Origin of the sequence: Microbacterium sp. (assembly GCF_052099035.1) — a bacterium.
Taxonomy (GTDB): domain Bacteria; phylum Actinomycetota; class Actinomycetes; order Actinomycetales; family Microbacteriaceae; genus Microbacterium.
Map to the genome: position 1 here is coordinate 1 of NZ_JBQDSX010000086.1, position 9,446 is coordinate 9,446.

Sequence of the window (9,446 nt, forward strand, 5' to 3'; positions counted from 1 at the left end):
GATGTTGATCAGGGTCGCCTGGAGCTGGTTGAATCCGGCGACGTAGTAGTCGCTGCCCTCGACCGGTCCGGAGATCTGCTGGATGTGCTCGCGGAAATCCTTGAGGGCGTTACCAGAGAGGTTGTCGCTGACACCGATCGGGAGGACTCGAGTCTGCTCGGCCTTGAGCGCGTTCGCGCTCCTGACGGCCGCGTCGATAACGGGTTTGTCCGTGGCGTTGCCTGGCCCCTTCGCGGGGCTGGCGTACTGCGTCGGGTTGCCATCGGTCAGAAACAGCAGCGCGTCGTACTCCTCGTCCGAGGCGGTGACGGCGGCGAGGGCGCGGTCCCAGTTCGTGCCGCCTTGCTGATTTGCCGGACGCTGCACGCCGTTGACGTAGTCGCTGACCGTTGAGACACCCGCGGCATCGGCTACCGAGGTGAGCGGTAGCGGCGCGTTGGCCGACGCTGACGTCGCGGGTGCGTTCGACGCGAAGGTGTGCACGGCGAACTTGACCGGGTACCCCTCGAGCGCGGTGACGAGCCCGCTCAGCTGTTGACGAGTCTGCAGGAGCTGCTCATCGGTGACCGAGTTCGACAGGTCGATGCTGATCGCGAGATCCATCGAGCAGTGCTCAGCCAGTGCCGGGTTCGGGTCTACCGTCACATCTGACTCGACCGCGTTCGCGGCGGCCGTGCCTCCGAGAGCCATTGCCGCGGCGAGAGTCGCAGCCAGCGCCCCCTTCACGGCAAGGCCAGCGCGGCGGCGCGGCGGTGATTCTGAACGTGGTTTTCTCACGCGAATGCTCCTCTGTTTCTCCCCGGGGCGCGCACCAAATCAGATGGGAATGCGCGGCGGCAGACGGGTACCTGCCGACGCGACACTAATCAGCGGCGGCAGGGGCAAACGCGTGGGGTGACCCGATTTCACCCCGGATTTCAACCCGGGCGGTCAGTCGCGCAAGAGCCCGTGAGTGGCCGCGGCGGCGAGCGCTTCCTCGCGCGAGGCGGCGCCGAGCTTGCGGTACAGGCTGCGGCGCTGAGACTTCACGGTGTTGGCCGAGACGTGCAGGCGTTCGGCGATCGCGGTGACATTCGCACTGTGCACGAGCTCGCGGAGGATAACTCTTTCGCGCACGGTCAGTCTGGGCGCAGCATCCGCGATCTTCACGCCCGGCGCCGGCCAGGCGAAGGTCTCATCGAAGATCGAACGGTCTTCCTCGGCGACGAGCAGGAACGGGGTGCGCAGGCCGTACGTTCCCGCCACCGTGTGCGCGCGACGGGCAGCGAGCGCCGCCTGTTCCGCATGCCCCAGACGGCGCAGCACGATCGCTTCGAGCACCGCAACGCGCGCGCGTTCGTCTGGTGTCGTCGCGGGGACCTCGGCCAGCAGCGCTCGGGCACGCTCGAACTGTCCGTCGAAGACGAGTGCACGGGCGACGCCGATCTTCGTCGAGGCTCGGTCTCCCGCACGCACGGTCAGCGCGCGCGCCGAGGCGACGTCTCCGGTGGCGATCGACAGGAGGGAGTCGGTGAGATCGAGCAGCTTGGTCTGTGAGCGCGAGATACGGGTGCCGCGCCGGACGCGCATGGCACGGAAGCGCTCGAGCCCGAGGTCGGCGTCGCCCTGGCAAATGTCGAGCACTGCGCGCAGGTAGGTGAGCTGGGGCCAGTGCTCGATCGTGTCGATGATCGGCCAGATGGTGGCGAGTGCCTCTTCTGCACGGTCGAGTTCGTTGTTCTCGAGGAACAGCCGCGTCTGGGCCATACGCAACATGCTGCCGGCGTACTCGTTGAGGGTCTCTTCGTCCCAGCTGCGCTGCATGGCCGTGTCGACCCAGGATTGTGCGGTGGGGAGATCGCCCGCGTAAGTATGAATCAGGGCGATACCACCGAACGACATCAGCTCGATTGCGGGGCGCCCTGCTACGGCGAGGGCGCGCTCGAATTCGACAGCTGCTTCTTCGGGCGCCCCGGCATTCAGGAGGCTGACTGCCCCATGTGAGCGCAGATCGCCCATCAGGCCTTCGAGCGCGCGGTATCGCTCCGGTGGGAGTTCGTCCAGGATTCGTGTCGCCGCGCGCGCGGCTTTCACGCCGCTGTCGCCGAGGCCGAGCAGGCGCTGCAGTACTGACTCGATGATGCGCAGCAGAGCACGTTCGCCGGACCCTGCCGGTGCCGTGCGTGCTCCGACGAGAGCTACGCCCATGAACTCGACGGCGCGCAGCCGGTGCTCACGCCGCGCGTTGTACAAAAGCGCAAGGGCGATGGCCGTGATCGGCCAGTTGCGCAGTTCCCACACGTGCAGTCCGCGTAACCGAACGATGAGCTGCTGTCCGTGAGTCCGCAAGAGCGGTATCCCGGCGCCGCGGAACGCGGCGTCGATGATGGGCAGAGATCCGGATGCTGCGCCTTCCACGAGCGCGCCATACCAGGCGCCTTGTGCCAGTAGCGCACGTCCGGTCTGTTCTCGCACCGTATCCGCGTCATCTGCCGGGAAGGAGCGCAGGGTCGCAGCGCGAACGGGGGCGGTGAGCACGAACAGCGGGTGTCCGGTTTCGCCAACCCAGGAGCCACGCCCCTCGCGCTCCGCGCGCTCAAGGAAGTCACCCGGTCCGCCGAGCTCTGCGACGACCTCTGCGGTGAGCACTTCGGGGATGGCCAGGCGTGCTTCGCTGGCGGCGAGGGCCCCGGGTGGGAGGGTTGCCAGCACCTCGTTCATGACAGTGCCGCCGATGTGCTTCAGCCAGGCGACAGCGCGCACAGCGGCGGCGAGTCCGCCGGTGGCGACGTGGACCGCGGCAGGGGCGAGCTGTGAGCCCACCATGACCAGGAAGTCACGGGTCTCGTCTTCGGTGAACAGCAGCCCGTAGACGCGCTCGATGTCGCTGGCGGGCGGAAGCGCCTCGCGACTGTGCACGGCGAGCCGAATGAGCAGGTGGGGGTTCTCGGCCCGCAGTTCTCGCAGACGCTCCCAGTCGGAGGTCGTGAGGTCGTCGGCGTGATCGATGATCAGCACGTCACCATCCGGGTCCGGGATACTGCCGGGCGATCCCCACGCAACACTTTCTTTGCGTGTGGCGGCCCAGTGACGCAGGAGCGTGGTCGAGCCGGCTCCGATCGGGCCGATGAGCGCAACGATCGGGGTGGGAAAGGAAAGCGCTCCGAGCAGGTGCGGGCGCTCGAGAATCGACGTCGTGAGGGCGCGCCGCGAAACTCCCCCAGATCCCATGTATCTCACCTTAGTTAGAGTATGAACCGCCCGGGGAGGGGCGTTCATGTCAACACATGCTGTGGCCGAGGGTACCGAACATCGTTCGGTGTATCTCTTGGCAGGTGTCAACCTCGTTGCGCTGGGGTCGTTGACGACGCCGGTCGTGGCTGGTCTGCCGCTGAAGATCGATGCCCTGCTGCCGGTGGATCAGCGCGCTGCCGCGCTCGCCTCGGTGTTGATGCTGGGGGCTCTTGCGGCGCTGGTCGCGAGTCCTGTGTTCGGGGCACTGTCGGATCGCACGCGTGGCCGGTTCGGTCGGCGCAGGCCGTGGATGCTGGGCGGCGTGGTGGCTGGCCTCGCCGGCACTGCGGCGCTCGCCGTCGCGGATACGTTTCCTGCGATCGCCATCAGCTGGGTGTGCACGCAGATCGCTTACAACGCGACTCTTGCGGCGAGTGTGGCGTTGCTGGCCGACACTGTGCCGGATAGTCGGCGTGCTGCCGCATCTGGAGTCTTCACCGCTGCCGCGTTCGTGGGGACGTTGCCGCCGCTGCTTCTCACCGCTCTCCTCCCTCGCCACGTAGATCTCGTGTCGTTCGTTATGCCGATAGTCGCCCTCGTGGTGGTCGGTTTTGCTCTGCGGGTTCGGGAGAAGATGCCGGATGCTGCGCCGACCCGCCCGCGCGACCGGCGGGCAGGTTCAGTGCGGGACCTGTTGACGAGGTCGTCGACGGGTGCGTTCGCTGCGGTGTGGTTGCAGCGTCTGGCGATGCAGTCCGGTTTCTCGCTGGCGGGCGCGTTCACGCTTTACCTGGTGATCGATCGGATGGCCGACGATGCCGTCGGGGCGACTCCGGTCGCGATGGTGGCGACGCTCTGCGGTGGTGCGGGGATCGTTCTCGGCGCTTCCGTGGGCGGAGCATGGGCTTCACGGATGCGTCAGTACCTCCCATTCCTCGTGTGCGGCGCGGTGGGGTTGGCGCTTGCGGCGTCGATGCGGGCGTTTGCAGCAGCGCCAGTGGTGCTGTGGACTGCTGCTGCAGTCGGTGGCCTGTCGGTGGGTATCTATCTCGCGGTAAATATGGCTCTGGCGATGCGGGTGCTTCCCGCTGGTCGTGCGGGTACGTATCTGGGGATTCTGAATGTCGCCGAGACGATCCCGCAGATGTTGGCGCCGATGGCTGCGGCGGCGCTGTTGCGAGTCGGGTCGGGCGATCCGATCTCCGGCGCAGGAGATAGCTATTTCGCGCTGTATGCCGTGGCGGCGGGCGTGGCGCTACTGAGCCTTGCAACGTTACCGGCCCTGCGGCGGTCCGCGCCCCGAAGTCATCGATAGGCTGACGCTCATGTGGAAGGTCGCCCAATCGGCGCGCGCATCGACGTCGTCGGGTGTGCGCTATTTCGGTGACAGCCGCTGTCGCTCGATCTGGCAGTGGCAGCTGATCCTCGCACTTATCACCGTGGCGGTGGCCTCGACCGTGGCTTTCCTGCTGCCGCAATTGCTCGCGGACTGGCGCTTCAGCGCCGGGCTCTCCCTCATCATCGTCATCACCGTGGTCACTCTCGGCATCCCCTGGCACCTCGTGGGACCCGGCGGCGTCGCTGTCGTTCCGGTCCTTGACACGCTGACGATCGGCCTCCTCGCCAACGGCATGCTGGGATCGGGTGCGAACCCGGCTGCCGCGTTCATGTGGATCTTCCCCGTCGCCTGGATCGCCTCGTACTACTCCGTGCGCGCGCTCATCGGCATCCTCACGCTGGTCGGCATGTTCGTCCTGCTGGCACTGTTCGACACCGGGATCACGCCGGAGAAGACGGTCAACGCCGTCATTCTGCTACTCACGATCAGCTTCGTCGGCATGATCATGTCGGTCGGCTCACTGCGCAGCCGGTCGACGAAACGGCTCCTGCAAGGCCAGTCGGCCAGGATCGGCGTCGCGCTCCGGCGGCTCACCGAGCAGAAGGCTCGCAATCGCCGAGTCATCGATTCACTCGATATCGGCATCGCTCGGGTTGGCGAGGACGGCCTCGTCGAGATCTCGAACCGCGCCTTTCATACGCTGTATGTACTGGATGAGTCGGCAACGTTCCATCCGACCAGAGCCGTCGAATACGACGAGCGACGGGGCACGCCCATCCCGCAGTCGCAGACGACGATCGCGCGTGCGTCACGCGGCGAACTCTTCGCCGACGAGCTGGTCTGGCTGTTCGGTCTCGACGGACAGTGGCGTGCACTGAAGACCTCCACGCGCGTCTTCGAAGCAGGCCGAGACGATGACGGACTGCTGCTCATCGTTGAAGACGTCACCGCAGCCGTCGACCCATACGCAAACAAGGTGGCGACCAGGCGCACGATCTCGCACGAGCTTCGCAATCCGCTCACCGCCGTCCTCGGCCACGTCGACCTGCTCCTAGAGAACGAAGAATTCACCGACTCGACAAGACGCCAGCTCGAGGTGGTCGAACGTGCCAGCGAACGGATGCAGCGGCTCATCGAAGATGCACTCGTCGAGCCGTCGCAGCCTCGTGAAGACACCGATGAGGATTTCGACCTGGCCGAAATCGCGCGCGCCTCGATCGAAGGGTTTACGCCCACTGCGCTCATGGACGGCGTCACGCTCAACGTGGATCTCGATGACGAGCTTCCGTTCTGCGGCGATGAATTCCGGTTCCGCCAGGTCGTCGACAACATCGTGGGCAACGCCATCAAATTCGCCCAGCGCGGAGGCACCGTGACCGTACGATCCGCGAACGACAGCGACGCAACCGGCGGCGGCGAGACTGCCCTGGTCATCTCCGATACCGGGATCGGCATCTCGGCGGAGGACCTTCCGCGCATCTTCGAACCGGATTTCCGCACCGAGCTCGCCCGCGAGCGCGGAATTCCCGGTACCGGCCTGGGCCTGGGCATCTCCCGCGACATCGTCCTCGATCAGGGTGCTCGCCTCGACATCACCAGTGAACTCGGACAGGGCACCGAGGTCAGCATCGTCCTGCCCACACGCCGGGAACGGAGCATTGAATGATCACCTCGACGCTGATTATGCCGCTCATCGCCACCTCCACCTTGGCGACAGTCATCTTCATCGGGCTCGGGTTCTTGCCCCGCCCGTCGCGAGCGACGGCTCTCTGGTCGGCGAGCTTCGCCAGTGCGATGTGCGGCTCCTATGTCTGGCTCGCGCAGGACATGCTGGCGTCAATGCAGTTCCGCGCGCTGGGGTCATCGCTGGTCATCGCGCCGATGGCGTTGATCTGGTCCGGGCTGCGCGCATACCGCGGCCGCACGCATCAGTTCATTCCGCTCTCGATCACCTACATGATCGTGATCCCCGTCGGATTAGTGCTGTCATCGTTCTCGGATGCCTACGGCATCGCATTCCGGATCGTGTTCACCCTGACCGCTGTCTTCGCGGCTCTGACGATCTTCGAGCTCGTGCGTCTGGGCTCGGGGCAACGGGATGAGTCCCTCCCGCTCCTCGCCGCCTGCGGTGCGTTCATCGCATTCGCCGTCATCACCGTCGTGGACGGTTTCCTCGTCGCTGGCCACGTCACACGCAACATCGACAGCCTGCAGTTCCTGCGCACGGTCAATCTGATCGGCTCGAACGTCGTCATCATCTGCTGCCTCGTCACCCTGCTGCTGCTCACCATCCGCTCTCCGCACAGCGAGAAGGCCGCCCATGGTGCTTTCGAGAGAACAGCGCGGGATCGGCTGAGCCGCGCGGAGGCTTCACTCGATCAGTGGTGGTCAGTGCTCGATATCCGCCTGGACGATCCCGAAGACATTCGGGCGGCATCCAGCACCGCGGCGTTCAACGCGGTCAGCGAGCGATTCGCCCACGATGTCGAGCTCGTCCTGCCAGCGGACGCCGATATCGAACGGATGAGCACAACCCGTGTCATAGCGCTCGTCCCGCGCGCCCAGAGCGGGGTGCGTGAGCTGTTGATGAAGCTTCTCGAACGCATTTCAACGGTGGAAGATCACCAGGCCGTACCGATTCGGTTGACCGCGAGCATCGGGTGGGCACAGGTCGCCGCCGTGGGCTACGACCTCGACAACTTGGCAGGCGCCGCATCCACCGCTGTTGAGGTAGCGCAGCAGCACGGTGGCGATCGATGGGAACGAGTACATGGCGCGTCCCAGTAAGCGCACGATCTGGCTCGTCGTCGCCGGTCTCGCGGTCATCGCGGTGCTGGCTGCGCTGGTCGTGACGGTGTCGATGGCGCAGCGATGGATCCAGACGGTGACGGCGCAGCCGCCGGGCATCGGCGTGCGCGTGCTCGCGCCGGCCGATTCCAAGGCTCAGCTGGCGTTGACCAACGACGAAATGGATGCCGCGGCGACTGCTGCGACGGAGTACCTGGCCGTCCAGCCGACGTCTTATTGGCTGACACCCGAGCAAGACCCGATCGGTACCGCTGGCAATACTGTTACCGGACTGCTCGCCCAGGCACGCGATCAGGATGTCGCGCTGTCCCTTGTCATATACGGCCTGCCCGAGCGCGACTGCGGGAACCATTCAGCCGGTGGCCTCTCCACGCAGGACTACCAGCGCTGGGTAGCCGAGATCAGTGCGGCGCTGGAGACTGCTCCTGATCTGCAGAAGATCGTCATCCTCGAACCGGACAGTCTCGCGCTCGCTCCGGAGTGCGGGAACATTGATGAGCGTGTTCCCCAGCTGCGCGAGGCCGTGGACAGCCTGGACGGTCCCCACACCTGGATCTATCTCGACGGCGGTCACAGCGGCTGGCTCCCCACCGAGCAGATGGCCACTTTGATCGCTGACGTGGGTGTCAACGACACGGTGCGCGGCTTCGCCACCAACGTGTCGAATTACCGTTCGACCTATGACGAGTTCGAGTATGCGCACGCGCTATCCGAGGAGCTGGACGGGCTTCATGCCGTCATCGACACCTCGCGCAACGGTGCCGCCACCGCCGGATCGGACTGGTGCAATCCCCCCGGACAGACCGTCGGCGACGAGAGCGGGACGTTCGGCGACGAGGTAGTCGACACGAATCTCTGGATCAAGCCTCCGGGCGAAAGCGACGGTCCCTGCCACGGCGGTCCCGCCGCCGGGGTGTGGTGGCCGGATGCCGCTGTGGAGCTCACACGAAACAATCGCTGAATTCGCACCTCAGACAAAGGCGCGGCCTGTAGCATGTCGATAGATATTTTGCGGTGTCCCATACCCTGGTGAAAGAAACCCTATATATGAGCGATTCTGTATATATGAGCGATTCTGTCGCGCCGTTGAAGACTGCCGTCATCGTCGAAGACGATCCCGATGTGCGTCACCTTCTGGCGGAAGTTCTCGAATCCGCCGGTTTCTCGACGGTATCCGCGGGTAATGGAATCGATGGCGTGCGGGCTGTGCTGGCCTACCAGCCGCTCATCACAACGCTCGATGTGAACATGCCCGGCATCGACGGCTTCGAGGCGGCCAGGCGCATCCGCGCGCAGAGCGACACGTACATCATCATGCTCACCGCCCTCGATGAAGAGGTGGATCTCGTCACAGGCCTGGGAGCGGGCGCCGACGAATATCTGAACAAGCCATTCCGTCCCCGTGAGCTGCGCGCGCGCATCGAAGCGCTCCTGCGCCGACCACGCACTGCCACGGCAGTGACTGCGGCTGCGCCCCGTCGACAAGAGCAGACCGGACCGTCGTTCCCGAGCACGCGCTCGATCCCTCAGATCAACCCGGCACCGGTGTCGGGCGCAGAAACGGGCCGGCCGGCATCCGTTCCCCTGCTTGACCGGCAGCCTGCGTTCGCTCAGGAGCCCGCGTCTGCTCAGCAGACGGGATTCGCTGCACAAGCCGGGCCCGGTGGGTCGGCGTCCCCCACGATCGTTCAGGAAGAGCGTTCGCCCGAGCGGGTCTCGGTTTCGACGACGACGCCGGACGCAGCCCAGGGGCACTGGATCACTCATCGCGATCTGAGGCTGAACCCGGACACCCGAATCGTTCAGCTCCGAGACCGCGAAGTCGACCTGACGCGCACCGAGTTCGATCTGCTGTCTGCACTGCTCGCGTCGAAGCGGCGCGTGCGCAGCAAGGCGGATCTCACACTCGTGCTGCGGGGGGAATCGTATGTGACGAGCTACTTCGTGGGCGAGGCCGACAAGCGCGCCATCGAAGCGCATATGACTAACCTGCGCCGCAAGCTGGGCGATTCGGCCGCGCAGCCGCGCTACATCGAGACGGTGCGGGGCGTCGGCTACCGGCTCACGTCAGAGATCTCCGACTGAC

General features: G+C 65.6%; 7 protein-coding genes. 5 read left to right on the plus strand and 2 right to left on the minus strand.

Annotated features, from left to right (window positions below):
* Together ACTIAO_RS15795 and ACTIAO_RS15800 are read right to left on the minus strand one after the other, a co-directional pair.
* On the minus strand, nucleotides 1-777 hold a 777-nt coding region (locus ACTIAO_RS15795; RefSeq protein WP_441907117.1), incomplete at its 3' end, for a vWA domain-containing protein.
* A 153-nt stretch (nucleotides 778-930) separates the two neighbouring features.
* Nucleotides 931-3,210: a LuxR C-terminal-related transcriptional regulator gene (locus ACTIAO_RS15800; protein ID WP_441907118.1), complete on the minus strand. Its 2,280-nt coding sequence runs from the start codon at nucleotides 3,208-3,210 to the stop codon at nucleotides 931-933.
* A 46-nt stretch (nucleotides 3,211-3,256) separates the two neighbouring features.
* On the opposite strand from ACTIAO_RS15800, the gene ACTIAO_RS15805 reads away from it, so the two are divergent.
* The 5 genes from ACTIAO_RS15805 to ACTIAO_RS15825 all read left to right on the plus strand — a co-directional run bounded on the left by ACTIAO_RS15805 (nucleotide 3,257) and on the right by ACTIAO_RS15825 (nucleotide 9,445).
* Nucleotides 3,257-4,528: an MFS transporter gene (locus ACTIAO_RS15805; protein WP_441907119.1), complete on the plus strand. Its 1,272-nt coding sequence runs from the start codon at nucleotides 3,257-3,259 to the stop codon at nucleotides 4,526-4,528.
* Between the two features lie 10 nt (nucleotides 4,529-4,538).
* The gene (locus ACTIAO_RS15810; protein ID WP_441907120.1) at nucleotides 4,539-6,218 is read left to right on the plus strand and encodes a sensor histidine kinase; all 1,680 of its coding nucleotides are present in this window, start codon (nucleotides 4,539-4,541) and stop codon (nucleotides 6,216-6,218) included.
* Complete coding sequence (locus tag ACTIAO_RS15815) at nucleotides 6,215-7,339, plus strand: hypothetical protein (RefSeq protein ID WP_441907121.1); 1,125 nt, start codon at nucleotides 6,215-6,217, stop codon at nucleotides 7,337-7,339. Before ACTIAO_RS15810 ends, ACTIAO_RS15815 begins: the two co-directional genes overlap by 4 nt.
* Nucleotides 7,323-8,321: a glycoside hydrolase family 6 protein gene (locus tag ACTIAO_RS15820; RefSeq protein WP_441907122.1), complete on the plus strand. Its 999-nt coding sequence runs from the start codon at nucleotides 7,323-7,325 to the stop codon at nucleotides 8,319-8,321. The genes ACTIAO_RS15815 and ACTIAO_RS15820 overlap by 17 nt, the downstream gene beginning before the upstream one ends.
* 104 nt (nucleotides 8,322-8,425) lie before the next feature.
* Entirely contained in the window at nucleotides 8,426-9,445 is a 1,020-nt protein-coding gene (locus ACTIAO_RS15825) for a response regulator transcription factor (RefSeq protein WP_441907123.1), read from the plus strand.
* Nucleotide 9,446 lies beyond the last annotated feature (1 nt).

Coding starts and splice junctions, on each gene's coding strand:
- ACTIAO_RS15825 (WP_441907123.1), top strand. CDS start 8,426: ATGAGCGATTCTGTCGCGCCGTTGAAGACTGCCGTCATCGTCGAAGAC.
- ACTIAO_RS15805 (WP_441907119.1), top strand. CDS start 3,257: ATGTCAACACATGCTGTGGCCGAGGGTACCGAACATCGTTCGGTGTAT.
- ACTIAO_RS15800 (WP_441907118.1), bottom strand. CDS start 3,210: ATGGGATCTGGGGGAGTTTCGCGGCGCGCCCTCACGACGTCGATTCTC.
- ACTIAO_RS15810 (WP_441907120.1), top strand. CDS start 4,539: ATGTGGAAGGTCGCCCAATCGGCGCGCGCATCGACGTCGTCGGGTGTG.
- ACTIAO_RS15815 (WP_441907121.1), top strand. CDS start 6,215: ATGATCACCTCGACGCTGATTATGCCGCTCATCGCCACCTCCACCTTG.
- ACTIAO_RS15820 (WP_441907122.1), top strand. CDS start 7,323: ATGGCGCGTCCCAGTAAGCGCACGATCTGGCTCGTCGTCGCCGGTCTC.